Source organism: Micromonospora sp. NPDC047521 (assembly GCF_055587305.1).
In genome coordinates this window covers 617280-642173 of sequence record NZ_JBVJGN010000002.1, presented here as the reverse complement: position 1 = coordinate 642173, position 24894 = coordinate 617280, and the positions used below count along the sequence as shown (strand labels likewise).

At 69.6% G+C, this 24894-nt stretch carries 18 protein-coding genes; 7 read left to right on the top strand and 11 right to left on the bottom strand.

Annotated features, from left to right (window positions below; genetic code table 11):
• Positions 1-194: 194 nt before the first annotated feature.
• Positions 195-3032, bottom strand: coding sequence for a replicative DNA helicase (gene dnaB / locus ACZ6N8_RS06910; protein ID WP_466008119.1), 2838 nt, complete (start codon positions 3030-3032; stop codon positions 195-197).
• Between the two features lie 381 nt (positions 3033-3413).
• Between dnaB and ACZ6N8_RS06905 the strand changes: the two genes are divergently transcribed.
• Positions 3414-4961: a hypothetical protein gene (locus ACZ6N8_RS06905; protein WP_466008117.1), complete on the top strand. Its 1548-nt coding sequence runs from the start codon at positions 3414-3416 to the stop codon at positions 4959-4961.
• A gap of 85 nt (positions 4962-5046) precedes the next feature.
• Here the strand turns inward: ACZ6N8_RS06905 and rplI are convergent, their stop codons facing one another.
• The 4 genes from rplI to rpsF form a co-directional block, all read right to left on the bottom strand.
• A complete protein-coding gene (gene rplI / locus ACZ6N8_RS06900) occupies positions 5047-5493 on the bottom strand; it encodes a 50S ribosomal protein L9 (RefSeq protein ID WP_151487665.1) in 447 nt (148 codons plus the stop codon).
• A 14-nt stretch (positions 5494-5507) separates the two neighbouring features.
• Positions 5508-5747 (bottom strand): 30S ribosomal protein S18, encoded by a 240-nt coding sequence (gene rpsR, locus ACZ6N8_RS06895; RefSeq protein WP_013289355.1) that lies wholly within the window; start codon positions 5745-5747, stop codon positions 5508-5510.
• A gap of 41 nt (positions 5748-5788) precedes the next feature.
• Positions 5789-6325 (bottom strand): single-stranded DNA-binding protein, encoded by a 537-nt coding sequence (locus ACZ6N8_RS06890; protein WP_354815052.1) that lies wholly within the window; start codon positions 6323-6325, stop codon positions 5789-5791.
• Between the two features lie 80 nt (positions 6326-6405).
• A complete protein-coding gene (rpsF, locus tag ACZ6N8_RS06885; RefSeq protein ID WP_074315517.1) occupies positions 6406-6696 on the bottom strand; it encodes a 30S ribosomal protein S6 in 291 nt (96 codons plus the stop codon).
• 642 nt (positions 6697-7338) lie between these two features.
• Here rpsF and ACZ6N8_RS06880 point away from each other — a divergent pair.
• Together ACZ6N8_RS06880 and ACZ6N8_RS06875 are read left to right on the top strand one after the other, a co-directional pair.
• Positions 7339-8130, top strand: a complete 792-nt coding sequence (locus tag ACZ6N8_RS06880; RefSeq protein WP_364370239.1) for a deoxyribonuclease IV — start codon at positions 7339-7341, stop codon at positions 8128-8130.
• Positions 8127-10358 carry a hypothetical protein gene (locus tag ACZ6N8_RS06875; RefSeq protein WP_466008115.1) on the top strand — a complete coding sequence of 744 codons (2232 nt, stop codon included), beginning with the start codon at positions 8127-8129 and terminating at the stop codon, positions 10356-10358. The genes ACZ6N8_RS06880 and ACZ6N8_RS06875 overlap by 4 nt, the downstream gene beginning before the upstream one ends.
• 116 nt (positions 10359-10474) lie before the next feature.
• Here ACZ6N8_RS06875 and ACZ6N8_RS06870 read toward each other — a convergent pair whose 3' ends face one another.
• From ACZ6N8_RS06870 to ACZ6N8_RS06860, 3 genes are all read right to left on the bottom strand, one after another.
• Positions 10475-11977, bottom strand: a complete 1503-nt coding sequence (locus ACZ6N8_RS06870; protein ID WP_466008113.1) for a glycosyltransferase family 87 protein — start codon at positions 11975-11977, stop codon at positions 10475-10477.
• 129 nt (positions 11978-12106) lie between these two features.
• Positions 12107-14974 (bottom strand): transglycosylase domain-containing protein, encoded by a 2868-nt coding sequence (locus ACZ6N8_RS06865; protein ID WP_466008111.1) that lies wholly within the window; start codon positions 14972-14974, stop codon positions 12107-12109.
• Between the two features lie 197 nt (positions 14975-15171).
• Positions 15172-15621 (bottom strand): DUF5318 domain-containing protein, encoded by a 450-nt coding sequence (locus ACZ6N8_RS06860; RefSeq protein WP_466008109.1) that lies wholly within the window; start codon positions 15619-15621, stop codon positions 15172-15174.
• A gap of 175 nt (positions 15622-15796) precedes the next feature.
• On the opposite strand from ACZ6N8_RS06860, the gene ACZ6N8_RS06855 reads away from it, so the two are divergent.
• Both ACZ6N8_RS06855 and ACZ6N8_RS06850 read left to right on the top strand, forming a co-directional pair.
• Complete coding sequence (locus ACZ6N8_RS06855; RefSeq protein WP_139588080.1) at positions 15797-16435, top strand: PadR family transcriptional regulator; 639 nt, start codon at positions 15797-15799, stop codon at positions 16433-16435.
• Positions 16436-16458: 23 nt separating this feature from the next.
• A complete protein-coding gene (locus ACZ6N8_RS06850) occupies positions 16459-17538 on the top strand; it encodes an inositol-3-phosphate synthase (RefSeq protein WP_466008107.1) in 1080 nt (359 codons plus the stop codon).
• A 60-nt stretch (positions 17539-17598) separates the two neighbouring features.
• Here the strand turns inward: ACZ6N8_RS06850 and ACZ6N8_RS06845 are convergent, their stop codons facing one another.
• Together ACZ6N8_RS06845 and ACZ6N8_RS06840 are read right to left on the bottom strand one after the other, a co-directional pair.
• On the bottom strand, positions 17599-18084 hold the full coding sequence (locus ACZ6N8_RS06845; RefSeq protein WP_466008105.1) for a methylated-DNA--[protein]-cysteine S-methyltransferase: 486 nt from the start codon (positions 18082-18084) through the stop codon (positions 17599-17601).
• 166 nt (positions 18085-18250) lie between these two features.
• Positions 18251-20191 carry a S8 family serine peptidase gene (locus ACZ6N8_RS06840; protein WP_466008103.1) on the bottom strand — a complete coding sequence of 647 codons (1941 nt, stop codon included), beginning with the start codon at positions 20189-20191 and terminating at the stop codon, positions 18251-18253.
• Between the two features lie 364 nt (positions 20192-20555).
• Here ACZ6N8_RS06840 and ACZ6N8_RS06835 point away from each other — a divergent pair, with 364 nt between their 5' ends.
• Together ACZ6N8_RS06835 and ACZ6N8_RS06830 are read left to right on the top strand one after the other, a co-directional pair.
• Positions 20556-21077, top strand: coding sequence for a hypothetical protein (locus ACZ6N8_RS06835; RefSeq protein ID WP_466008101.1), 522 nt, complete (start codon positions 20556-20558; stop codon positions 21075-21077).
• Between the two features lie 29 nt (positions 21078-21106).
• Positions 21107-22624, top strand: a complete 1518-nt coding sequence (locus ACZ6N8_RS06830) for a flotillin family protein (protein WP_466008099.1) — start codon at positions 21107-21109, stop codon at positions 22622-22624.
• A 103-nt stretch (positions 22625-22727) separates the two neighbouring features.
• Here ACZ6N8_RS06830 and ACZ6N8_RS06825 read toward each other — a convergent pair whose 3' ends face one another.
• On the bottom strand, positions 22728-24743 hold the full coding sequence (locus ACZ6N8_RS06825; protein ID WP_466008097.1) for a S8 family serine peptidase: 2016 nt from the start codon (positions 24741-24743) through the stop codon (positions 22728-22730).
• Positions 24744-24894 lie beyond the last annotated feature (151 nt).

The following is a 24894-nucleotide window of genomic DNA, read 5'->3' as shown; positions in this document are numbered from 1 at the left end:
TACAGCCTCCGCACGTTCCAGGTCAGTCAACTTGGCAACAGAACGAGCCGGGACTCCTCGCCGTCGCAACAGGCCACGCACTGCCTGCCTGCTGACACCGTACGAGCTAGCGATGCGAGTAAGACTCTCGCCCGTTCCCGCGCGTCGAACAACGTCCTCTATTTGCGACGGAGACAACCGAGCAGCGGTGCTCGTCACCCGATCGCCATGTCCACGAATCGCGACAGATGCAATTGCGCCGCGACCGTTACCGTATCGGTTGGGCCATTCCGATGCTTAGCAATTATGAAATCCGCCTCCCCCGCCCGCGGCGACTCCTTGTCGTAGTAGTCGTCACGGTGCAAAAGGATTACAACGTCAGCATCCTGCTCAATTGAGCCAGATTCACGCAAATCGGACAGTTGAGGGCGCTTGTCGGTACGCTGCTCGGGGCCACGGTTCAGCTGACTGACCGCGATCACCGGGCACTCGACCTCTTTGGCCAGCAGCTTCAGGCCACGGGAGAGGTCCGCGACCTCCTGCTGCCGACTCTCGGTGCGCTTGGGCGAGGTCATCAGCTGGAGGTAGTCGACGACGATCATCTTGAGGTCGTGCCGCTGCTTGAGCCGGCGGGCCTTGGCCCGGATCTCCATCAGGTTCATGCTCGGCGTGTCGTCGACGAACAGCGGTGCCTCACTGATCTCGCCCATGCACCGGGCCAGCTTCGTCCAGTCGTCGTCGGAGAGCTGGCCGCTGCGCAGCACGTGCAACGGCACCCGCGCCTCGGCCGAGAGCAGTCGCATGACGATCTCGACCTTGCTCATTTCGAGCGAGAAGATGGCCGCCGCTTGGTTGGCACGGATGGCGGCATTTCGGGCAAAGTCCATGCTCGCCGTGCTGTTGTGGGTAGGAATCATCGCCCGGCTGGCCAGATAGAGATGCTCGGGATTGTCCACCGTGACGCATCGAACCGGCACGCTCGGCACCGGGCGGACGTCGACGATGTACCGCGAAAGCGTCCGGACGTCGGAGGCGGTCCGCCGGCGTTCGGCGTGCGCATCCCGCTTGCGCTTGAGCCGGAAGACCACATCGGGCGTGGAGAAGTTCAACGTGTACGCGATGGACGACTCAGGGATGCGACCGCGTACCCGCTTCGCGTTGATGGTGCAGCGGTAGCCCAGGCTGACGACGAGTTCCCGTACGTCCTCCGCCAACCGCTTCGAGGTCGACGTGTACTGCAGGTTGCCCGTCGGGGCGACGGTGCCATCGGTGTCCATCAGCCCGGCCAGCAGAGCCCGGCGTTGGGCCTCGGAGGCCCGCAGGTAGACGCCCGGGATGTGCTTGTCCCCCGCCACCCCGACCTGGCGCAGCAGCCCGAGGAAGGAACCGTTCTGGTGGCGGCAGGCGGAACACTTCCTCGTTGCTGGGTTCTCGCGCAACGCGCGGGTGGATACGCCGCAGTCCACGCAGACGCCGTTCCCGCCGGCGACGGGCGTGGGCGGCAACAGAATGGTGTAGACCATCGGTCCGCTCGGCCGAACGACGAAGCCGTCCGCCTCGACATGCGTGATCATTTCCGGGTCAGCGGTGGTGAAGCGACTGGCACCGGAGTGGCCGTCACCGAGCCACGCCCCCAGCGTGTAGGGCGGGATCACCAGCTCCCGATCCGGAAGCTGCAAGGGGGCGCTGTTGCGTACGGCGTGGTTGAGCCGCCGCTCGGCGGTGTCCGTACGCAGCGTGGCCGCGATCTCAGCAGTGGTGACGACACCGTCGTGGTCGACCCGGCTGTCGGCGTTGATCGCCCGCTCGGCCCGTTCGAGGAGCGCGGTCAGCAGGGGACCTGCGGGATACCCGGGCGCAGTCCAGTGCTGCGGCCTGCCGTTGCGGACGATGGGACGGCTGATCCGGCCGGTCGACCCGACCTCACGGGCAACGGTGTGCAGGACATGTCGGAACTCCGGCCCGACCTGCTCGATCGCGTCGAAGAGAGTGATCGGCTGGTTCCGTGCGGCACCGAGCTGCCTCTGCGCCGCGCGCACGTTGGCCAGCGACGACTCGGACCAGTGACGCCTTTGCCGCGCCGGCTCCTGCCGTCGACTCGCCCGGCTTGTCGTCTTCCACAGGTGCTCCGCGTCCGCCACGACCACTGTGCCGTCGGAGAACTCCACCTCGTAACAGGGACGGTCGTGCATCACGTCGAAGGCGTGCGTGACAGTGGTGGGTTTGCCGTCCGCGGCCAACAGTTGATCGCCCACCTGGATCGCGCCCATGGTGGTCCAGCCATCCGGCGTCGGCAGCGGGGTGTCGAGCGCCAACGCCTTGCCAAGACCAGGCCTGCCGGCCACGATGATCAGCTGCCCGGCGTGCAGGCCGTTGAGCAGCCGGTCCAGGTCGCTGAAGCCGGTGGGTACGCCTGTCATGACGCCGCCCTGCGCGCCCACCGCCTCGATCTCGTCGAGCGTCGGCTGCAACATGTCGGCCAGGACCGCGAAGTCCTCGCTGACCCGCCGTTCGGTGACGTCGTAGACGGCCTGCTGGGCCAGGTCGACGATGTCGTCGACGTCGCGACTGCCGCCGTTGGCGGTGCCGTAGCCCAGCTGCACGATCTTGGTGCCTGCCTCCACGAGCCGGCGCAGCACGGCCCGCTCGCTGACGATCCGCGCGTAGTAGGCGGCGTTCGCCGCCGTGGGCACGCTGGCGATGAGGGTGTGCAGGTAGGGCGCGCCGCCGATGCGGGCCAGGTCACCCGAGTCGGTCAGGGCGGCGGCCACGGTGATCGGGTCGGCCGGCTCGCCCCGGCCGTAGATGTCCAGGATGGTGTCGAAGATGGTGGCGTGCACCGGCCGGTAGAAGTCGTTGGTCTTGAGGATCTCGACGACGTCGGCGATGGCGTCCTTGGAGAGCAGCATGCCGCCCAGGACGCACTGCTCGGCGGCGACGTCCTGAGGTGGGGTCTTGTCGAACTGGCCGTCCCGCTGCGGGGGTGGTTGACCTCCGCCGGCTCGTGACTCCGCCCGCATGTCGTCGGTGACCGACACGGGTCCCCCCTCCACTGCGCCGGATCAGTCCCAGCTTCACGCCGGGGTACGACACTTCCGTCCGACCGGGCCGGTCGATCGGGGGCCATCGCGCCGGCGGTCGAGGGCCAACCATACGGACCCCGAGGTCAGCGACTCAACAAGGCCGGTGGACGAGCCTCGGGACAACCTGTGGACGCCGGTGGACGAGCATGTGCGCAGCGTGTGCACAGGGTGTGGATAACCGTTGGGGAATTCTCGCCCGCAAGCGTCTGACCTGCGGTTTCGTGGTCCCCAGCCTGTGGAGGGGAATATTTCGGTCGGGACTGGGACACGATCGTCCCGTACTATCTCCAGCGAACGGCTACACCTGGACAGCGGATTACGCTTTCGGTTCAGAAGGGTCACAATCCGGCCGTGAGTTACCGGGACTGGGGACGCGGGGAGGGCAGCCCGCGAGAGGGCCAGCCGACAGCCTCGTGGGGTGAGCGCACGCCGTCCCCTCCGGTCGACCCGTACGACGAGGACGGGCGCTACCGCACCTCCAGCCGTCGGCGCGCGTTGGATCGCGGGCAGGACGAGCCGGTCGACGCGTACCTGCCCCGGTGGGCGCTCGAGTCGGGTGTTCGGCACGCCGACGGCGGTGGCCGGCACGCCGCGCCCGATGACGACGACGAGGACGATCCGCAGTTCGAGCGCCCGGGTTCCGGTGCCGGTTGGCGGCGTACCGAGACGACGAGCACCAGGCGGCAGGTCAGCGAGACGAGTTGGCGGGAGCGTCCGGCGATCGGTGCCGCACCCGAGTCGGACCACACAGGTGAGTGGACGCTCGACCGCCCGCAGGAGCAGGGGTACGCCGGCCGCCGGCGCGCCAACGCGGCGGAGGAGGAGCCCGTGTCGGGCGCGGTCGCGGACCGTCGTCCCCGTCGGGCGCCCGCGGGTCGCCCCCAGGTGATCTGGTCCGGTGGTGATCTGGATGCCGCGCCTGCCGAACCGGCACCCCGCCGGGATGCGGGCCGGCCCACCCGGCGCAGCCGTCGCGCGGCGGAGGAGTCGTGGACGCGTCCGGCGGTGGATCCCTGGGAGCGCGGGTCGGAGCGGGCCGCCGAGCCCGAGCCGTCGTACGCGCCGGCTGTGGACCCGTGGGACGCCTCGGGTGTGCACGCGTGGTCCCCGATCGGGGACGCGGACGGCACGGACCTGAGCGGGCAGTGGGCGCAGGCAGAGGGTGTCGGGGGTTGGGAGCGGTCCGACCGTACCGGCCAGTGGGAGCGGTCGGCGGTCGAAGACGACCAGTGGGACCGGACGCTGCCGCCCCGCTCGGACCGGCCGGCGTCGGCGGAAGGGTGGCCGAGTCGCGACGACGGCTTCTGGTCGGGTACGCGGCTGGCCGGTGACGACCCGCGCTGGATGGATCCGTCGACGTCGGCGCCGAGGTCGCCGGTGGTGGGCTACACCGCGCCGCGTCCGCGCAGCGCGCCCGTGCAGCGGGAGGGTGGCACCCGGCGTCGGGTGGTCCAGCCTCCGGTGGGTACGGCATCGGTCCGCCAGCGGGTGGAGTCGGTGGCGGCGGGCGGCTGGGCCCGGCGCCTGGAGGACGACCTGCTCGACCCGGATCCGGGTGGGTCCTTCCGGCCGATGCTGTACACCGCTGCCTGTTATCTGGTGCCGGCGGTGCTGATCTTCGTCTGGCTGTTGACTCTGGACGGTCTGCCGCCGGCGGGGTGTGTCACCGACATCAGCGGGGGCGGGTGTGACTCGCCCCGGTCGCGGGCGTTGGAGTCGATGCTGGCCGGCTCGCCGCGATTCGGGCTGGCGTTGGTGAGCAGTCTGGTGGTGGCGGCGTTGCTGCGCCGGGTCGGGACGACGTGGCGTTCGGCGACCATCGCTCTCGCCGCCGCTGTGGTGGGCGGTGGCCTCTCCACGGTGCTGATCAGCGCGGTGACGGGGCAGCCGATCGGTTGACCGGTCGGAGCCCGCCTCCCCACGGACATGCGCGAGGGCCCGTACCGAGCGATCGGTACGGGCCCTCGTGGTGCTGTTACCGGCGTCAGCCCTGAACGACGTTCAGGTTGAACGACGCGGTCACCTCGGGGTGCAGCTTGATCTTCACCGGGTAGCTGCCGGTCGACTTGATGTGACCGGGCACCTCCAGCCGGCGGCGGTCCAGGACCGGGCCGCCGGCGCCCTTGACGGCGTCGACGATCTCGGCCGGGGTGACCGAGCCGAAGAGCCGACCGCCGTCACCGGCGCGGGCCTTCAGGCTGACCTTGAGCCCCTCGAGCTGACCCTTGACCTCGTTCGCGTGATCGAGGTCGCGGATCTCACGGGCCGAACGGGCCCGCTTGATGACCGTGACCTGCTTTTCCGCGCCCTTGGTCCAGGCGATCGCGAAGCCCTGCGGCAGCAGGTAGTTACGGCCGTAGCCGTCCTTGACCTCGACGATGTCGCCCGGGGCACCGAGGCCGGACACTTCCTGAGTCAGGATGATCTTCATATCGGTGCCTCCTCTCAGCGGGTGGTGGCCGTGTACGGCAGGAGCGCCATCTCGCGGGCGTTCTTGACCGCGCGGGCGATCTGCCGCTGCTGCTGCGAGGTCACGCCGGTCACCCGTCGAGCGCGGATCTTGCCGCGGTCGGAGATGAACTTGCGCAGCAGCGCGGTGTCCTTGTAATCGATGTAGGTGATCCCGTCCTTGTCGAGCGGGTTCACCTTCTTCTTCGGCTTGCGAAGTGCCGCAGCCTTGGCCATTGCACGTGCTCCTGGTTTGCGATCGCGGGCGCTCGGCGCCATTAGAACGGTGGCTCCTCGTCAAAATTGGCGCCCGAACCGGCACGCGCGGGAGAGGGTGCGGCCGAAGCCCAGGGGTCGTCGAAGTTGCCTCCGCCGCCACCCTGGTTGCCACCACCACCGCCGCCACCGAAGCCGCCGCCACCGCCACCGGAGCGGGACATCTTCTGCACCTTCGCCGTGGCGTAGCGCAGCGACGGGCCGATCTCGTCGACCTCGAGCTCGATGACTGTGCGCTTCTCACCCTCGCGGGTCTCGTAGGACCGCTGACGCAGCCGACCCGACACGATCACCCGGGCGCCGCGCTGCAGCGACTCGGCGACGTGCTCGGCGGCCTGCCGCCAGACGGTGCAAGCGAGGAACAGCGGCTCGCCGTCCTTCCACTCGCCCGACGCCTTGTCCATGAAGCGGGGCGTCGAGGCGACTCGGAACTTGGCGACCGCAGCCCCGGAGGGGGTGAACCGCAACTCGGGGTCATCGGTCAGATTGCCGATGACCGTGATGGTGGTGTCTCCTGCCATGACCATCTCCTCGCGCACTCAGCGTCTCGTCGTACAGGCTCGCAGAGCCCTCCGACAGAGTCGCGGAGGCTGATCCGGACGAACCGGGGTTTGAAGGCTTAGCGCATTTCCGGTCGGATGACCTTGGTGCGCAGCACGGACTCGTTGAGTCGCAGCTGACGGTCCAGCTCGGCGACAGCGGCAGGCGTGGCCTGCAGGTCGACGACGGCGTAGATGCCCTCTGCCTTTTTGTTGATCTCGTACGCGAGGCGCCTGCGGCCCCACACGTCCGTCTTCTCAACCGAGCCACCCGCGGTCCGGATCACGTTCAGGTACGTGTCGAGAGACGGGGCGACGGTGCGCTCCTCGAGGCTGGGGTCGAGGATCACCATGACTTCGTAATGACGCAAGACGTGCTCACCTCCTGTGGGCTAAGCGGCCACGGTCCTTCCGTGGCAGGAGGTCGTGCGTCGCTGCCCGCACGTGCCGGGGGAACCCGGCCGGACGCGGACAACCTGACCAGGATACCCGGTCCGGACGATCATGCCCGGGGTGGTCGGGTCGGGCGCCGGGGCGTGCCGACGGGGGTCCACCGCCTGACCGCCATTGGTCAGTGGTGGACCCCCGTCAACGAGGCCGCGGGGCGTCCCGTCCGCATTCCTTGGGTGGGACCTGGGGAGGAACGACCACACCGATGAGGTTGGACCGGAGACGCCCCGCGGAGCTTTATCGTGTTGTTACCTGACGATACAACGGCTCTTGTGCCTTCTCGGGGGAAAAAGCACAAATTTCCGAGATTGTTCATCGGTGGAGATCGGGTCTGCCAGGTCGGTCGCCCCCGCCTCGCCGGGCCGCGCGGCGGGGGTGACCTCGTTGTCGGTCCGTCGGCCACCGGCTGCCGTGCCGGCGCTCGCGCCGCCCGGCGGTACCGGGCGTCGGCCGCCGGCTCCAAATCCATCAACGATCGTCGGTCCGTCCGGTGACGCGGACCCCTGCCGACGCCACGCCGGCCGTCACCCCACCTGTCGGGCTCGCGACGTAGGCTCGCTCGCATGCGTATCGGAGCTCACGTCGATTCGACCGACCCGCTGGCGGAGGCGGCCGCCCGGTCCGCCGACACCGTGCAGTTCTTCCTCTCTGACCCGCAGGGATGGAAGGCACCCAAACCTCGGGAGGACGCCGAGCGGCTGCGCGCGGCCGAGGTGGATCTGTATGTGCACGCGCCCTACGTGATCAATGTGGCGACACTCAACAACCGGATCCGGATCCCCAGCCGCAAACTGCTGCTCGGGCACGCCACCGCCGCCGCGGCGATCGGCGCCAAGGGCCTGATCGTCCACGGTGGGCACGTCAACGCCGGGGACGACCTGGCCGTCGGCTTCGACAACTGGCGCAAGACCTTCGCGTACGCGGCGGACTCCGGCGGCTTCGGCGTCCCCGTGCTCATCGAGAACACGGCCGGCGGCGACAACGCGTGCGCCCGCCGCCTGGACGCGCTCGCCCGACTGTGGGACGCGGTCGGCGACCACGAGGTGGGCTTCTGCCTGGACACCTGCCACGCGTACGCGGGCGGTGAGGAGCTGCTCGGCCTGGTCGACCGGGTCAAGGCGATCACCGGACGGATCGACCTGGTGCACGCCAACAACTCCAAGGGCGCGTTCAACTCGGGCCAGGACCGGCACGACAACCTGGGAGGCGGGACGATCGACCCGGAGCTGGTGGTCGCGGTGATCCGGGCAGCCGGAGCACCGGTGGTCGTCGAGACCCCCGGCGGCGTCTCCGGCCAGGCCGCCGACATCGACTTCCTGCGCCAGCAGCTCGGCACCGGGAGCCCGGCGGCATGACGACCGGCCAACCCGGGACCGGGAACGCCCGACCCACCCCCGACGACCCGGGGGCGCGCCCAGCCGGCACGACGGGCACGACGACCGACCCCGCGACGGAGGCCACCTCGGGCGACGGCCCCGAGCCGACGTCCGCGACGACGTCCGCGACGACCGCCGTCCTGAAGGACGAGCCGACCAGTGGTGGCACCGCCAAGCGTGGTGCGGCCAAGGACGACGAGGCCGACGACACCACGGACGCCGCCAAGGGTGACCCGGCCCAGCGCGACGCCGCCGCGGATCCCGCCACCGGGGACAGCGCGGCCGACGACGCCGCCGCCAAGGACGCCGCGCCCAAGGGTGCCGCCACGGACGCCACCGTCCAGGACGCCGCCTCCAAGGACGCCGCCTCCAAGGACGCCACCCCTGGGAGCGATGCGGCCGAGGATGGCGACCAGGCGAAGGCGGAGGAGGGAGCGGATCGCTGGGACAAGTGGGCCTCGACCCCCGAGCCGGTGCCCTCCCGGCTCACCCGGGGGGCACGCGCCGTCGGCCGGTCCCTGATCCACGAGTGGACGCTGGCGAGCCTCGGCGCGCTGGCGCTGGCCGTGCTGATGACCTGGCCGACACTGCGCTACCCGCGCTACACGCTTCCGCAGGACTACTGGGACCCGAGCCTGCAGAGCTGGCAGATGGCCTGGTCCGGGCACATCCTGCTGGCCGACCCCGCCCGCCTGTGGCAGTCCAACACGTTCTTCCCCGAGCTGTGGAGCTTCGCGTTCTCCGACACGCTGCTCGGCTACGCACCGGCGGGGATGCTCGGCAGCGGCCCCGAGGACGCGGTGCTGCGCTACAACATCATGTTCGTGCTCGCGCACGCGCTCGCGACGCTCGGGGCGTACGCGCTGGCGCGGCAGCTCGGTTCCGGCCGGATCGGTGGTGCGGTGGCCGGTGTCGCGTACGCGTACGCGCCGTGGCTGCTGGCCCAGGCCGGTCACCTGCACGTGCTCTCCAACGGCGGGATCCCGCTGGCACTGGCCATGCTGGCGCGCGGGCACGGCTGGTCGCTGCGGTACGGCTACCGGCCCGAACGACGGCACGACGGCTGGGTGTACGCCGGCTGGCTGGTCGCCGCCTGGCAGCTCAGCCTCGGTTTCGGCATCGGCCTGCCGTTCGCGTACTTCCTCGCCGGTGCGGTGCTCGTGGCCGCTGTCCTGTTCCTCGTTCGCCGACTCCGGACAGGTCAGGCGCTGCCGTTCGGTCGCCGGCTGCTCGTCGCCGACGTGCTCGGCGGGGTGTTCTTCGCCGGGGTGGGCCTGCTCCTGGCGTACCCCTATTTCAAGGTGACCGAGCTGCACCCGAACGCCGAGCGGACGATCGGCGACATCAGCATCTTCTCGCCGCCGGCCTCCGGGTTCGTGACCGCACCCGCCGAGTCACGGATCTGGGGTGACCTGCACGAGGGCGCGCGTGCGGCGCTGCCGTGGCACCCGGAGATGACCCTGCTGCCGGGCTTCGTGCTCTACGCGTTGGCCGCCGGCGGGCTGTTCTTCTCGGTGTGGCGGCTACGGCACCGGCTGCTGCTGCTCGCCGGGGTGCTGGTCACCATGGTCCTCGCGATGGGCACCCGCTTCTTCGACGGCACCTTCACCTACCTGCCGCTGTTCGAGCACGCGCCGGGTTGGAACGCGATGCGTACCCCGGGGCGGTTGATGTTGTGGGCCACGCTGTTGTTGGCGCTGCTCGCGGCCGGTGCGGTCACCGCGCTCACCGACCGGGTCCGTGAGTTGGCCGCGCAGCGGATCCCGTCCTGGCCGGGGCCGTGGCTGCGGCTGGCCACCCTGCTGCCGTTGCTGCTGGTGACAGTCGAGGGCCTGAACACCACGCCCCACCCGGTGGTGCCGACCCAACCGGCGGCGCTGCGCTCGGCGCAGGGGCCGCTGCTGGTGCTGCCCAGCAACCAGAGCCTCGACCAGCACGTGATGCTCTGGTCGACAAGCGGCTTCCCTGACGTGGTGAACGGCGGCAGCGGTTTCACGCCGCGTCAGCTCGACGACGTCCGCCGGGTGAGCCAGTCGTTCCCCGACCAGACAAGCGTGGACTACCTGAGGACGCTAGGTGTCCGCACGGTGGTGCTGCTGCGTGGGCAGGTGCCCGGCACGCCCTGGGAGATCACCATCGACGCGCCTGTCGAGTCGCTCGGCATCACGCGCCAGGACGTGGGCGACGCGGTGGTGTACCGGCTCTGAGCCTCAGGGCGGTTTTCGGGGGAGCCCACCCGGCTCCGGGCGGTCAGGCTTGATCCCTGCGCCGGGCGGGCTCCCCCGAAACCCTGACCTGGTCTGGCCGCATCCCTGGCCTGGCGTCAGGTGGTGCTGATCGCAGGTTCGGGCTCGGGTTTGGTCGCGGGTCGGCGCCAGCGGTCGAGCCAGGGGGCGTCGGGGGCTCCGTCGAGGACGCCGCCGTCCGGATCGTCCGGGTAGTTGGCCCGCACCGCGTCCCGCTCGGGGTCCAGGATCTCCCGGACGACAAGCACGCAGAGCACCACCACAGTGGTCAGCCGCAACGTCGAGGCCAGCACGAACACGCCCTCCGGGAAGACCGGACGGCTGGTGGCCGCGCCGAGCAGCTCGCCGTAGAAGGCGACGAAGTAGCAGACCTCGGCGATCTGCCACGCCAGGAAGGCACCCCACTTCGGCCGGGCCAGCACCACAAGCGGCAGCAGCCACAGCACGAACTGCTGGGACCACACCTTGCTGAAGATGAGGAACGCGGCGACAACCAGGAACGCGAGCTGCGCCAGCCGCGGCCGGCGCGGCGCCCGCAGCGCCAGCACTGCCACGCCGAGGCAGGCGAGCGCGAACAGGGCGTACGAGATGGTGTTGAGGGTGCTGATGTTGACGTTCAGCCACTCGAACGGGCCGAGCCGGGAGGGATCACCGACCTTGCCGTCCAGGTAGCGCCCGATGTACCAGAGCGTTCCCCAGTCGATCGGTCGCGTGGTGTTCAACTCGAAGAACCGGTCCCAGTTCTCCGGGTACGCCCGTGCCGCCGGCAGGTTGACGAGCACCACCGCCGCGATGGCCGTACCGATGGCGATGAGCGCGGCGCGGACCCGCTCGGCGCGTAGCGCGAGGACGAGGATCGGGCCGAGCAGGAACAGCGGCCACAGCTTCGCCGCGCCCGCGAGGCCGAGCAGGACACCTGCCACCGCCGGTCGTCGGCGCGCCCAGGCCAGCAGGCCGAACGCGGCCAACCCGATGGCGAGCAGGTCCCAGTTGACTGTGGCGGTGAGCAGCAGCGCAGGGGCGAGCGCGAACAGCGCCGCGTCCCAGGGTCGTCGGCGGCGCAGGGCCAGGATCACCGCCACCGTGGCCACCGCGAGCGCGCCGAGCACCAGCACGTTGAGGTTGTAGAACCACTGACCCTGGTTGATGGTCGGGTCGCCGTCGCCCAGGGCGTGCACGGGCAGACCAAGCGCCCCCATGAAGTAGCCGGTGAGCACCGGGTACTCCACCGGATGGTCGCGGTAGGGAACCTTGCCCTCGTTGAGCCCCTCGGCGTAGTACAGGGCGAGCACGTCGGTGTAGCAGAACCGCGTGTACTGGACGTTGTTCTGCCAGGCGCCGTCCTGGCAGGGAGACTTCTGCACCCAGTGCAGGGCGAGCGTGAGGCAGGCAAGCGCCAGCACGATCCGTACGGCCGTCCAGAAGCGGCGTTCCCCGCCGGCCGGCCGGTCCAGGGCTGTCGCGTGGTCGCCCAGCGGCCCGCCGATCAACCCGGAGATACCGCGGACGAACCCGTCGGAGCGGGACGGGTGGTCGGTGGTTCCGGCGTCGTCGATGCCGGGCGTCGACTGGGTGCTCATGGAAAGGCATCCTGCCGTACGGCGGGGGTGCGCGTCCCGTCCCGGCGCGCAGATCCGGGGTACGGAAACGCCGCAGCCGGTCGGACCTGTCGTCCGGCCGGCTGCGGCGGCGTGCTGCTGTGCGTGTGGTCAGTCCCGGGTGTTGGGTGTCAGACCGGGTAACAGTCCGCCACCGGCCCCGCCGTTTCCACCGTTGCCGGGACCGCCTGGCCCGCCGGGACCGTTGCCGCCGTTGTTGCCGTCGGTACGCGGGCAGAACGGGTTGGTCAGCGGGTCACAGGGCTGCCCGCCGCCCGGACCACCCGGCCCACCGGGCAGGCCGGGGACGGTCGGCGGCACGACCGGCTCCTTGCCGTTGCCCTTCGTGGTGTCGCCCTCGCCCGTGACGCTGGGCAGGGAGATCTCGTCCTGGCCCCTGAGGGCGGTGTTCATGTACTTCTCCCAGATCGGGCCGGGCAGCGTCGAGCCACCGATGGCCTTACCGCTGGCGAGGCGGATCTGGGGCTTCTTCGGATCCCGGCTGCCCACCCAGACGGCTGTGGCGATCTGCGGGGTGTAGCCGACCGTCCACGCGTGGGCGTTGTCCTTGCTGTCGTACTCCCAGGTGCCGGTCTTGGCAGCGGCCTGGCGGCCGCCCTCGAGCGTCAGGTTGTTGGGCTTCGGGATCTGCTTCAGGACACCTGTGACCTCATCGGTGATCTTCTTGTCGATCCGCTGCTCCGGCTTGATGCGCTCGCTGCCGACGACCTTCCACTTGCCGGTGTCCTTGTCCTGCTGCTCGACCTTGATGACGAAGTGCGCCTTGATGTACTTGCCGTCGTTGGCGAACGTGGCCATGGCGTTGGCGTGGTCGAACACCGTGAGCGGGTACTTGCCGAAACCGGTGTAGTTGTCGAACGGGTTCGGGCCCTTCTTCGACAGGTCGAAGGCTTGCGGCGGGTCGACGCCCCACATGGTGGTCACGCCGGCCTTGCGGGCCATGTCGACCACCTTCTCGGCACCGATCTCCTTGGTGACCCAGTAGAAGGGCACGTTGTACGACTGGACCGTCGACTCTTCGAGGGTGCAGTACTTCCCGCACTTGAGGTTGGTGCGACCGGCGTTGCCGATCGGGACCTTGGAGCCCTCGGGCTTGTACGGCGTCGGGTCCCAGTGCGACTTCACCGAGATGCCCGCCTCGATGGCGGCGGCCAGGGTGTACACCTTCATCGACGAGCCGGGCTGGTGACCGCCGGTGAGGTCGCCGTTCTTGTCGGTGTTCTTGCCCGCGTAGTCGAAGTCGGCGCCGCTGTCACCGCCGTAGTAGGCGAGCACGCGACCCTTCTTCGGGTCGATCGAGACCACCGCCGCCATCAGGTTCTTCGGCTGGTCGTTGAGCTCGGAGCCCTTCCTCGACTGCATCGCGGTGTTCTCGGCGGCCGACTGGAGCTTCGGATCGATGGTGGTGGTGATCCGGTAGCCGCCGTCCCGCAGGGCGTCGACGCAACTGACCTTGCCGTCCGCGCCGCTGTCGGAGCAGAGACCCATCTGGTCCATCTCCTGGCGGACGTAGTTGATGACGTTGCCTCGAGGGCTGTCGACACCGAAGCCGTTGCCGTCCTTCTTCGGCGGCAGGACCTTGGGGTACTCGGTGGGCGCCGGCGGGTGGTTGGGGGAATCCAACCAACCCTCCTTCTTCATGCCATCGATCACGTAGTCCCACCGGGTCTTCGCGTCGGTCGGGTTGACAGCCGGGTCGTATCCCTTGTGGCTGTCGGTGGCCACCGGCTGCTTGATCAACGCGGCCAGGACCGCGCCCTCCGCGGGGGTGAGCTTGATGGCCGGCTTGGCGAAGTAGGTCTGCGCCGCCGCCTCGATGCCGTACGCGCCGCGCCCGAAGTAGATCACGTTCAGGTAGTGCTGCATGATCGTCGGCTTGTCGTACTTGTCGTTCAGCTTGGAGGCGAGGATGGCCTCCTTGACCTTCCGGCCGTACGTGTCGTCCTTGAGGTTCTCGAACGCGTTGCGGGCGTACTGCTGGGTGATCGTGGAGGCGCCCTGCTTGTCACCGTTGGAGACGTTGTTCCACGCGGCGCGGACGATGCCCTTGTAGTCGACGCCCGAGTGCCGGTAGAAGTTCCGGTCCTCGGCCGCCGCGACGGCGTCCTGCACATGCTGCGGGATCTGGTTGATGGTGACGAAGGTGCGGTTCTCGCTGCCCAGCCGCGCCAGAGGAGTCTTGCCGTCCTTGGCGTACACGGTTGTGGACAGCGGCAGCGGCATCTCGTTGGGCATGACGACGTTCGTCGAGTAGTAGGTGAACCCGACCACGCCGATGCCGGCGAGCATGATGAAGACGGCGAAACCGGCGATCAGCAGGTTCATCCGTTTGCGCTTCTTGGCCCGTGCCGCCCCGGCCGGGTCACCGGCGCCGCGACCACCACGACCGCCACGCCCCGGACCGTTGGGGCCGCCGGGGCCACCCGGGCCGCCGCCGGAGACCGGGGAGACACTCGCCCTGGCGACCGCGGCACGCCCGCCCACCGACGCGGAGCCTACACTGGCCCGACCGGCCGACGCGGCGCCGACGGCGGCGGTGCCGACCGTGGCCCGACCCGCAGGCGCGCCGGGTGCCGGCGACACCGGGACAGAGGCACGACCCGCTCCGGCACGACCGGCAGCCACACCCGGTGCCGGCGACACCGGCACCGAGGCACGGCCGCCGCGGCCCGGCGTGGCCGACCCCACGGACGCCGACCCCACCGAGGCCGACCCGGCCGCACCGCCGCGCGGGGGCACCGAGGCGGAGCCACCGACCGACGCCCGGCCGCCAGCGGCCCGCGGTGTCACCGAGGCACGGCCCGGAGGTGCCGCGCCCTCCGGAGCCGACCAGCCACCTCCGCCGGAGTCACCGCCCGGTCGGCGGTACGCGTCGTTCGCGCCCGGCCCGGAGTCACCGTCGGGGCCCGAATACTGGGCCCGTCCGCGCGCAGAACTGGGATCGCCGTACGAGTTCATTCCTCACACCCTGCCGGTCGCGGTGGGGCGCGACTGCGCCGCCACCGGGTTGCCGTGAGTTGCTTCACCCGGAACGCCGGCACGGGGGTGCCGGCGTACCAGGGTCATTGCTGTATCAATCGGGCTATTCAGACCAACGAGCGGTCGGCCGTCCCGGGTCATGTCTGCGGCCCCGGGGCCGGTCGAACCAGCTGTGATCACCGTTGAGCCTCTCGCCTCCGCCGACCCGTGCCCTCGGCGCCCGCCATGTCCTGCTCGGCGACACCGTCGCCGTCGCCGGTGAGACCATCACGGCCGAGCAGGTACTGCTCGACGAGATGGTTCCAGTCACAGCCGAGGCACACCTCCACCACGAAGACCTGAAACTCACGCAGCGTCATCGCCAGCACGGGCAGCTCGGCAAGTGTCCGGGCCTGGCCGGCGGACTGCTTGAGTTCGTCACCGTAAATGTAGTGGACGAGCGTCAGATTCTCGCTGCGACAGATGGGGCAGCGCCGGTCCGTCGGCTCGCCGTGGAACCGAGCCGCGTTCTTCAGGTACGGGGACGCGTCGCACACGTCGTACGTGCCGACCCGGCCGGCCAGGAGCTCACGCAGCACTGCTCGCTTCTGAAGCGAGTAGTCGACGACCTGGCGCTGCGTACGCATGCGGAGAAGGGTACGCGGTCCGGCCCGAGCAGGCGACCACGGTCACGATCCGTGACGGGAACATCTCGGAACGGGGGTTTGCCCTGGCACCCGCGACCCGCTAACGTGCGATGTATCGGTCCGATACATCGCGGCGGTTACCGCTCCCGCCGGAGGGTACAAGAGAGGGTGGCCAGTGCTCGAATTCGCCATCCTCGGCCTCCTTCAGGAGTCTCCGATGCACGGCTACGAGCTGCGCAAGGAGCTGACCGCCAAACTCGGCGCGATCCGGGCGGCGATCAGCTACGGCTCGCTCTACCCGACGCTACGCAGGTTGCAGGCGGCGGGATGGATCACCGAAGCTGCCGAGACGCCCGCCACCGCCGAGGAGGTTCCCGCGCTGACCAGCCGACGAGGTCGGGTGGTCTACAAAATCACCGCGGAAGGCAAGGAACGCTTCGCCCAACTGATCGCACAGGCGGGGCCCGAGACGTACGACGACACGGGCTTCGGGGTGCACTTCGCGTTCTTCGCCCGGACCGACCAGGCGACCCGCCTGCGCATCCTGGAGGGTCGCCGCCGCAAGATCGAGGAGCGTCGCGAAGGACTTCGCGACGTGCTGGGCCGGGCAGCCGAGCGCCTCGACGCTTACACCTTGGAACTGCAGCGCCACGGCCTTGACGCCTGTGAGCGTGAGGTCCGCTGGCTGGAGGAGCTCATCGCCAACGAGCGCTCCGGCCGAGCCCCGACGGTCCCCCAGGTGGGGACGGCCGGTGGCCGACGAGAAGACAACAGCCCGCCTCCGCCTGGAGAGACCAGGAAAGAGCGGCCGTGACAGAAAAGAAGGAGGCAGACGCTATGGGCTCCGTCCGCGTCGCCATCGTCGGTGTGGGTAACTGCGCCTCGTCCCTGGTTCAGGGCGTCGAGTACTACCGGAATGCCGACCCGAACGACCGCGTCCCGGGTCTCATGCACGTCGCCTTCGGCGACTACCACGTCTCCGCCGTGGAGTTCGTCGCGGCGTTCGACGTGGACGCCAAGAAGGTGGGCATGGACCTCGCGGAGGCGATCGTCGCCAGCGAGAACAACACCATCAAGCTCTGCGACGTGCCGCCGACCGGCGTGTCCGTGCAGCGCGGTCCGACCTTCGACGGTCTGGGCCAGTACTACCGCGAGATCGTCGAGGAGTCCGACGCCACCCCCGTCGACGTGGCGCAGGCGCTGCGCGACGCGCAGGTCGACGTCGTCGTCTGCTACCTCCCGGTCGGCTCCGAGCAGGCCGCCAAGTTCTACGCTCAGGCCGCTATCGACGCCGGCTGCGCGTTCGTCAACGCCCTGCCGGTCTTCATCGCCTCCGACCCGGAGTGGGCCCAGAAGTTCACCGACGCTGGCCTGCCGATCGTCGGTGACGACATCAAGAGCCAGGTCGGCGCCACCATCGTGCACCGCGCCCTCGCGAAGCTCTTCGAGGACCGCGGCGTCGAGCTGCTGCGCACGTACCAGCTCAACTTCGGCGGCAACATGGACTTCATGAACATGCTCGAGCGCAAGCGGCTCGTCTCGAAGAAGATCTCGAAGACCCAGTCGGTCACCTCGCAGATCCCGCACGAGATGAGCAAGAGCGACGTTCACATCGGCCCGTCCGACCACGTGCCGTGGCTGGACGACCGCAAGTGGGCGTACATCCGCCTGGAGGGTCGCTCGTTCGGTGACACCCCGCTCAACGCCGAGCTCAAGCTCGAGGTGTGGGACTCGCCGAACTCGGCAGGCGTCATCATCGACGCGGTCCGGGCCGCGAAGATCGCGCTGGACCGGAAGATCGGCGGCCCGATCCTGTCGGCCTCGTCGTACTTCATGAAGTCCCCGCCGGTGCAGTACGCCGACCACGACGCCCACCAGGCCGTGGAGGAGTTCATCGCCGGTGAGGTCGAGCGCTGACCCGCTGAACACGCGAACACCGTCGAGGGTCGGGTCCGTTGGGACCCGGCCCTCGCCGTGTCAGGCTCCGTACCAGGCGTCCCGCAGGGCCACCCGTGCTTCCAGCTCCAGCAGGTGCACCTTGCGGGGCAACCCGCCGCCGAACCCGATCAGCTTGCCTCCCGCACCGACGATCCGGTGGCACGGGACGATCACCGGGACCGGGTTGCGGTTGCAGGCCACACCCACCGCCCGCGCCGCCCCGGAATCACCGACGCGCCGCGCGACCTCGCCGTAGGTCAACGTCTCGCCGTACGGAATGAGAGTCATCTCCCGCCAGACGGCCCGCTCGAAATCCGAGCCGCGCGGAACCGACACCGGAACCGTGAACGCCGTCAGCTCGCCGGCGAAGTACGCCCGCAGCTCGTCGACGGCCTGCCGGGACACCGTGTCGGCGGGATCGTCGGCGGCCGACTCCACCCGACCGAAGTGCGCGCCGCAGACGGTCTCGCCGTCGCTGGCCACGGAGAACTCACCGATCGGCGAGTCGAGCACAGTCCAGCGCATCGGCCCATTGTCCCCGACACGGTCGGTGGACCGGCCGGCCCGTCGCCCGGCAGATCCGCTCGGCACCCTCGATGTGCCGCCCACACGGGCGGTGCCCGCCGAAGCCGCCCGTTGAGGGGCGACGCCGACGGGCACCGATGGATGAACTGGTCGTGCGGAGACCCGGTCAGACCGGGTTGATGAAGTACCGCTCGCCGGCCGAGAGACCGAGGTCGTCAAGGTCGCCGTCGATGTTCTTGTTCGGGATGAGCTGGCTGGTGCCGGCGCTGCCCGCGCTGACGGCCTGCTGGTCGATGTCCGCCCGCAACCAGGTCGATCCGTCGCCCCGGTACCAGGGCAGGTCGAACAACTCCCAGTCGCTCACGGTCGGGCCCGAGGCGACCAGCGGCTTGCTGCCCGCACCCTCGGCGCTGACGTACTTCCCGTTGGCCAGCGAACGGAGCGCGAAGAAGCCGTAGCCGATGTCGACCATCTCGAACTTCTCCCACGTACTGACCGTGGAGGCCACCGGGATCAGCGGCTTCGAACCCGCACCGTCGGCGGAGACGTACATGCCGCTGGCGGCCGACCTGATGCTGACGATCGGGTTCGGTGCCTCGACGAAGAACTTCTCCCAGGTGCTCGCGGTGGGCGCGTTGGCGATCAGCGTGCCACCGGTGTTCGGCGCGCTCACGAACTTGTTGTTGACGAGCGCCTTGAGGCTCACCGTTCCGTCCGGGTTGTTGATCAGCTGGAACTTCTCCCAGGTGCTGATCGCCGGCCCGTTGGCGATCAACGGCTTGCTGCCCGCCCCGTCGGCCGAGACGAACTTCCCGTTGACCTTCGCCCGCAACGCGACAAGACCGGTGCCGGCGTCGACGATGTCGAACCTCTCCCAGCCGCCGAAGGCCGGGCCGTTGTTGACGAGCGGCTTGCTGCCGGCCCCGTCGGCCGAGACGAACTTGCCGTTGGAGCGAGCCCGCAACGCGTGCGCGTCGCGTGCCGGAGACACCGCGGCCGCCACGTTCAGCAGCCGGTCCATGCCGCCCCACGGATTGTGCACGGCGCCGGCGATGCCCCTGCTGACGATCGTGTCCCGGACCTGCGCCGGGGTCCAGGTCGGGTTTGCCTCGAGCAGCAGCGCGGCGGCACCCGCGACGTGCGGGCTGGCCATCGACGTGCCGTTGAAGGACACCGAGCCGTTGCCGGTGCCGGCCGCGGCGGAGACGATGCTCATGCCCGGCGCGTAGATGTCGATGCAGCTGCCGTAGTTGGTCCACCAGGCGCGGTAGTCGACCATGTCGGTCGCGCCCACGGTGATCGCAGCCGACACGTTCGCCGGCGAGTAGTAGCAGGCGTCGTCATACTTGTTGCCGGCGGCGACGGCGTAGGTCAGACCGTTGGCGATCGAGTTGTTGATCGCGTTGGTCGTGGCCTGGGAGTTGCCTTCGTCGGGTTCTCCGAGGCTCATGTTGACCACGGAGGGCCCGGTCTTGTGCGTGGTCGCCCAGTCGATCGCGGCGATGACGTGGTCGGTGCGGGCCTCGCCCACGCAGGGGAAGACCCGGAGGGCGACGAGCTTGACGTCCTTGGCGACGCCGAACCTGGTGCCGCCGATGGTGCCCGCGACGTGGGTGCCGTGCCCGTCGCAGTCCTCGGCGACGTCGTCCTGGTCGACGAAGTCGTACCCGGAGACGGCCCGGCCGCCGAAGTCCTCGTGGGCCACGTCGATGCCGGTGTCGATCACGAACGCGGTGACGCCGGCGCCGGTGTTCGGGTAGGAGTACGAGCCGTCCAGCTTCGGCGAGACCTGGTCGACCCGGTCAAGCCCCCACGAGGGGGGCGAGGCCTGCGTTCCGCTTTTCGACATCGTCCGTACCGGCTCGACGTAGGCGACGTCCGAGTTGGCGGCCAGCCGGTCCGCCTGCTGGCGGGTCATGGTGGCCGAGTAGCCGTTGAGCGCTTTCTCGAAGACCCGGCGGACCGTGCCGCCGTTGTCCTTGGCCAAGGCCGAGGCGGCAGCCTTGCGCTGGCCTGGAGTGGCCTTCTTGTCCTTCAGGACGACGATGTAGCTGTCCGGCACCACGGTACTGGGCTTCGCCGTGGGGGCCTTGGAATGCGAACTCATGATCCTGGGCGAAGGCTCCCCCGATGACGGAGCGGAGGGCTTCCCCAGCGCGACGCCACCGGTGCCGGCGCTGACGATGAGAGTTGCGGAGGCGATGGCGATTCCCGCCACCGCCGAGCGGCGAATGCCGCCACGGTGTTTCACAGACAAGTCTCCCGTGTCTCTGCTGATCGTCCCCTGCGGACGGCCAGCCGCTCCGGTCGCTCACGGCGGGACGCCGATGTGCGCGACAGCCGCCGGGCCTCCCGTCAGGATGGACGATCATCGTCCGCCAGCGCCTCGGCTTTTCGGTCGATACGCACCCGTGTCGTCGTGCTTCTGTCATCCCGACGGCCGGCCCGGAACCTTGCGGAGTGTCGATACCTTGCAGGTCGTGGCCACGGGGACGCTCATCTTTCTGATCATCGGCGGTGCGGGCGTCGTTGTGCTGGCGCTCGCGTTGCTCGGCACCGAGCTGCTCCACCTCGGACACGTCGAGGTGGACGGACCGACCTCGCTCGAGACGGTCGCCGGCTTCGCCGGGGCGTTCGGGTTCGGCGGCGCCATCGTCAACGAACTGCTCGGCGCGCGTACACCAGCGATGATCGCGGGCGCGGTGGCCGGCGGCCTGCTCGCGGCCGTGCCCACCGGCTGGCTTGCCTCACGGTTCGGCCGGGCGGCCCGGAACATGCGCACCGACCCCACGCCCACCCGCGACGGCCTGGTGGGGGCGCTCGGCCTGGTCGTCACGCCGGTGCCGGTCAACGGGTACGGCGAGGTCCGGGTACGCGTGGCCGGCCAGCCGGTCAAGCTCAACGCCCGCGCGGACCAGCCGATCCCGATCGGCGCCCAGGTCTTCGTCGTGCAGGCGCTCAGCGAGACAAGCGTGCACGTCGAGACCTACTGAACTCCTCCTCTACAGACGGGACGTCATCCATGGCCCTGCTGATCGCCATCGGCGGCGCAGTCCTCCTCGTACTCATCCTGGTGTTGTTCGTGCTCTCCCGGATCAAGGTGGCCGGGCCGAACGAGGCGTTCATCGTCACCGGCCGCAAGGGCCGCACCACCCAGACCGCCGACGGTGCCCGCTCGACCGACAACTCCGGGCAGAAGGTCGTGCTGGGCGCCTCGGTGTTCGTCCTGCCGGTGGTGCAGAAGCTCCAGTCGCTCGACCTGTCCAGCCGCCGGATCGACGTCGGCATCCGGGGAGCGGTGAGCAAGCAGGGCATCCGCGCCGACCTGCACGGCGTGGCGATCGTCAAGGTAGGCGGCACCGAGGACGCGATCCGGGCCGCCGCCCAGCGGTTCCTGCACCAGCAGGACGAGATCGACAACTTCACCCGGGAGGTGCTGGCCGGTGCGCTGCGGTCGATCGTCGGCCGGCTCACCGTCGAGGAGGTCATCCGGGACCGGGCCGCATTCGCCAGCGCGGTCGCCGAGGAGGCCGAGCACTCGATGACCAACCAGGGCCTGGTGCTGGATACGTTCCAACTCCAGGACATCCTCGCCGAGGGCTCGTACCTGCAGGACCTGGGCCGGCCCGAGGCCGCCCGGGTGCTCAAGGACGCGGCGATCGCCGAGGCGCGGGCCCGGCAGCAGGCCGAGCAGGAGCGGCTGCTCGCCGAGGAGGCCATCGCCGAGGCGAACCGCAACCTGGCCCTCAAGCAGGCCGGCATCCAGGCCGAGATCGACGCGGCGAAGGCCAAGTCCGCCGCGGCCGGACCGCTCGCCCAGGCCGAACGGGACCAGGCGATCCTCTCCGAGCAGCAGAAGGTCGCCGAGCGCAACGCCGAACTCAAGCAGCGCCAGCTCGACACCGAGGTCCGCAAGCCGGCCGACGCGGCCCGGTACAAGGTGGAGCAGGAGGCCGAGGCGTCCCGCAACGCGGCGGTGCTGCACGCCGACGCGCAGCGACAGTCGGTCATCGCCGCCGCGCAGGCCTCCGCCGAGCAGGCCCGCCTCACCGGTGAGGGTGAGCGCGCCCGACGGGCCGCGCTCGCGGAGGCGAACGCCATCGAGGGCGCCAAGGAGGGCGAGGCCGAGCAGCGGCGGCGCTCCGCCATCGCCGAGGCCGTGGAGCGCGAAGGTCAGGCCGAGGCGGCGGCCATCCTGGCCAAGGGTGAGGCCGAGGCGGACGCAATGGCGCGCAAGGCCGAGGCGTTCGCCGCGTACGGGGAGGCAGCCGTCCTCGACCTGCTGGTCAAGGTGCTGCCGCAGGTCGTCGAGGCGGCAAGCGCCCCGATCGGCGCGATCGACAAGATGACTGTCATCTCCACCGACGGCGCCTCGTCGCTGACGAAGTCGGTGGCCGGCAACGTGGCCCAGGGCCTCCAACTCGGCAGCGACCTGACCGGGATCGACCTGCCCGGCCTGCTGGCGCGGCTCGGCACCGGTCGGACCGACGTCGGCGTGCCGGCAAACGGCAGCGTGGAGGGCAACAGCGTGGCCCGCTGAGGCCGACGTGCCTGGCCCGGATGATGCGAAACCGCCGGCGCCCGCCGGCACCGCCTCCTGAGGAAGTGGTGCCGGCGGGCGCCGGATGGTGCCGTTACCTGAATCAGGCGGCGTTGAGGACGTAACGCTCGCCCGCCGAGAGACCGAAGTCCTCAGCTGCGAAGTCGAAGTCCTTGTTCGGGATCAGCTGGCTGGTACCGGCACTGCCGGCACTGACTGCCTGCCCGTCGACATTCGCGTAGATGAAGCCGGTGCCGTCCGTGGCACCGACACCGCGGTGCCAGAAGGTGAAGGCCTCCCACGCATCGATCGTGGGTGCCGAGGCGAGCAACGGCTGCCTGCCCGCGTCCGTCGCCGAGACGTACTTGCCGTTGGCCAGCGAACGCAGCCCGAAGTAGCCGTAGTAGTCCAGATCGACCAGCTCGAACATCTCCCACTTGTCGACCGTCGTGGCCAGCGGGATCAGAGGCTTGCTCCCGGCGCCGTCAGCGGAGACGTACTTGCCGCTGGCCGCTGACTGGAGGCTGACGATCAGGTTCGTATCGACGCCGAACTTCTCCCAGAGACTGGCGGTCGTCGCACTCGCGACGAGCGGACCTCCGTTGTTCGGTGCACTGACGTACTTGTTGTTGACCACGGCCTTCAGGCTCACCGACCCGTCGACGTTGTCGATCAACTGGAACTTCTCCCAGGTGCTGACCGCTGTGGCAGAGGCCACCAGCGGCTTGGAGCCGGCCCCGGTGGCGCTCACGTATTTGCCGTTGACGTTCGCCCGCAGCGCGACCAGGCCGTTGCCGAGGTCGATGATGTCGAACTTCTCCCAGCCGCTCAGCAGAGGACCCACCGAGACCAGCGGCTTGCTGCCTGCTCCGTCAGCCGAGACGAAGTAGCCGTTGGAGTAGGCCCACAGGCCGTGCGACGTACGTGTCGAGGTGAGGGCCGCGGCGACGTTCAGCAGACGATCCGTCCCGCCCTGTGGGTTCAGCACCGCGCCAGCGACGGCCTTGGTGACGATCGCGTTGCGCACCTGCGCCGGGGACCACATCGGATTCGCTTCGAGCAGCAGTGCGGCCGCCCCGGCCACGTGCGGTGTGGCCATCGAGGTGCCGCTGAACGCCACCGAACCGTCACCGGTGCCGCTCGCCGCCGAGACGATGTCCACACCGGGGGCGTAGACGTCGATGCACGGACCGAAGTTCGAGTCGAAGTATTCGGTCGAGGCCCGCCTGTCGATCCTGTCGGTGGCTCCGACGGTGATCGCCGTCGGTACCTGGGCAGGGGAGTACGAGCAGGCGTTGTCCCCGTCGTTGCCGGCGGCCACCGCGTAGGTCAGGCCGGTGGCGATGGAGTTGCGAACCGCGTCGGGGATGGCCGGGTAGGCCGGGTTGTACACACCACCGAGGCTCATGTTGACCACGGCGGGCTTGTGCGCGTTGGCAGTCACCCAGTCGATCCCGGCAAGGACCTGCTCGGTGCTGCCGGAACCGTCGCAGTCGAGGACCCGGACCGCGACCAGGTTCACGCCCTTGGCGACACCGTACTTCGTACCGCCGACGGTGCCCGCGACATGCGTGCCGTGGCCGTAGCAGTCCTGCGCCACGTTGTCCTGGTCGACCGCGTCGTAGCCGTACGAGGCGCGACCACCGAAGTCCTGGTGGTCGATGTCGATTCCGCTGTCGATGATGTACGCCGTCACTCCGGAACCCGACTCGGGGTAGGTGTAGGAGTTGTCCGGTCGGGGTGAGACCTGGTCGATCCGGTCCAGACCCCAGGACGGCGTCGGGCTCTGCGTACCACTCTTCTCGAAGCGGACCACCGGCTCCACGGATGCGACGTCCGGATCGGCGGCCAGCCTGGCCGCCTGCTTGGCGGACATGGCGGCGGAGTAGCCGTTGACTGCGGTGCCATAGACCCGCCGGACGGTGCCGCCGTTCTCCTTGGCCAGAGCTGCGGCGGTGGCCTTGAGCTTGGTGGGGGTGGCCTTGTTGCCCTTGAGGACCACGATGTACCGGTCCGGTACCACCTCGGTGGAGTTGGTGGCGGGCGACTTGTGGTTGGGCTTGCCGCCGGTCAGCTTGCTTGCCGGCTTCGGCACCAACGGAGCAGCCGGTTCAGCCATTGCGGCTCCACCGGTTCCTATGTTGACGATGACTGTTGCGGAGGCGAGCATCAGGCCCGCTACCGCCGAGCGGCGGATCACGCCACGACGTCTCACAGATAGATCTCCCCGTGTGGTCGTCCAGCATCCTTTACGGACGCCGGACAGGTGA

Bases quoted from the DNA above. Each gene is read 5' to 3' on its own strand.
- rplI (WP_151487665.1), bottom strand. From the start codon at position 5,493: ATGAAGATCATCCTGACTCAGGAAGTGTCCGGCCTCGGTGCCCCGGGC.
- rpsR (WP_013289355.1), bottom strand. From the start codon at position 5,747: ATGGCCAAGGCTGCGGCACTTCGCAAGCCGAAGAAGAAGGTGAACCCG.
- ACZ6N8_RS06870 (WP_466008113.1), bottom strand. From the start codon at position 11,977: ATGAGCACCCAGTCGACGCCCGGCATCGACGACGCCGGAACCACCGAC.
- ACZ6N8_RS06845 (WP_466008105.1), bottom strand. From the start codon at position 18,084: ATGCGCTGGACTGTGCTCGACTCGCCGATCGGTGAGTTCTCCGTGGCC.
- ACZ6N8_RS06880 (WP_364370239.1), top strand. From the start codon at position 7,339: ATGCGTATCGGAGCTCACGTCGATTCGACCGACCCGCTGGCGGAGGCG.
- ACZ6N8_RS06875 (WP_466008115.1), top strand. From the start codon at position 8,127: ATGACGACCGGCCAACCCGGGACCGGGAACGCCCGACCCACCCCCGAC.
- ACZ6N8_RS06860 (WP_466008109.1), bottom strand. From the start codon at position 15,621: ATGCGTACGCAGCGCCAGGTCGTCGACTACTCGCTTCAGAAGCGAGCA.
- ACZ6N8_RS06865 (WP_466008111.1), bottom strand. From the start codon at position 14,974: ATGAACTCGTACGGCGATCCCAGTTCTGCGCGCGGACGGGCCCAGTAT.
- ACZ6N8_RS06825 (WP_466008097.1), bottom strand. From the start codon at position 24,743: ATGGCTGAACCGGCTGCTCCGTTGGTGCCGAAGCCGGCAAGCAAGCTG.
- ACZ6N8_RS06840 (WP_466008103.1), bottom strand. From the start codon at position 20,191: ATGAGTTCGCATTCCAAGGCCCCCACGGCGAAGCCCAGTACCGTGGTG.
- ACZ6N8_RS06830 (WP_466008099.1), top strand. From the start codon at position 21,107: ATGGCCCTGCTGATCGCCATCGGCGGCGCAGTCCTCCTCGTACTCATC.
- ACZ6N8_RS06850 (WP_466008107.1), top strand. From the start codon at position 16,459: ATGGGCTCCGTCCGCGTCGCCATCGTCGGTGTGGGTAACTGCGCCTCG.